Here is a 1,220-nt window from a genome sequence, read left to right as displayed (position 1 = left end):
TTGGGAACAGACATGAAAAGTTATATCGTACCAGCAGCGGTTACCATGGGCGGTCTGATCAGCACTCAATTCACCAGAAACGAATACATCAAATTAGGTCTTGTTGGTGCAGCAGGAGCAGGTGTTGAGGCTATGGTAAAGAAAGCCACAGGAAAAACAATTCTGCAAGGATTGGAAGGCGTAATGGGCGATGAGGGATTTACTGATTACGAAGAAGTAGATGGTTTAGAAGCTCTCAACCCTGTAACGCAAGCTTTACCAGCAGCCGATATTGACATTGAGCGAGAGATTGAAGCGTCTGTATCAGGTGCAGCGGATTATAGCATGAGCGATGAACCTGTGGGTAATGCCGCTAATGATTATGCGATGTCTGACGATCCAATTGGAAGTGCAGCTTATCCAGATGAAGAAGTGGGTAAAGTGAGTATTGTCACACCAGACAGTATGGACTATGACATCTTCTCAGGAGATATGATGGAATCATAAGGATACCAGTAAATACGAAAAAACAATTTTTAATAACAGCAAAAAAAGAGAAACGAATCATGGCAGAATTAAATGAGCAAAATGATTTATACCCTTCAATGGAAGAAGTTGAAGGTTTAGAAGAAGCTGTCCTTGATAAAGAGGAGGATGCACTCGAAAAAGAAGAAGACCAAGATGATGCCGTAGAAGGCATTGGGGATTTAGGTCGTTCTCGTAGACGAAGCAGACGTAGAACTCGAAGAGGACGCAGACGAAGCAGCAGAAGACGGTCTGTACGAAGATCTTATAATGCTGGAGCTCGCAGCACAGCGGTAAAAACAGGTTTAACCAAAAACCTGACCTCCAAAGGACAATTTGAATTACGCAGAGGGCAATTACCTCCGGATGTTCAAAAAGCTTTAAAAGATGCCCGTATGCAAACGGTTGATTCAGCCATTTATACGGTAAAAAGCATTAAAGACAAATCCGATATCGATTTAATGGAAGCATCCGATGATAAAAAGGCCGGACGTACCAACCTGAACCGTGCACAACTCGATAGTGGTAAGTATTTTCTTCTTACAGATGTGGTTTTGGAGTATGCCCATGGAGAGTCAGAGGAGGATAATGACCCGGCAGATTTCGCATTTGGTCAGTTCGCTTTCCCACCACAAATTACCAATGGTACATTTGAGATGACCTTGGGAACAAAGGTCATTCTTCCAGAGGTTTCTTGTGCTGTATTCGATGATAGC

The 1,220-nt window shown here is 43.0% G+C and carries 2 protein-coding genes; both read left to right on the top strand.

The genetic code is table 11. From position 1 onward, the window contains the following. The coding region (locus tag A8B35_RS22020; RefSeq protein WP_222844206.1) for a hypothetical protein at positions 1-486 on the top strand (486 nt) is incomplete at its 5' end. Positions 487-545: 59 nt separating this feature from the next. Further along, positions 546-1,220, top strand: a 675-nt coding sequence (locus A8B35_RS22015; RefSeq protein WP_139314967.1) for a hypothetical protein, incomplete at its 3' end; no start/stop codon positions are given.

Origin of the sequence: Saccharicrinis aurantiacus (genome assembly GCF_001660705.2) — a bacterium.
Lineage (GTDB): Bacteria > Bacteroidota > Bacteroidia > Bacteroidales > Marinilabiliaceae > Saccharicrinis > Saccharicrinis aurantiacus.
This window is presented reverse-complemented; position numbering and strand designations above follow the sequence as displayed.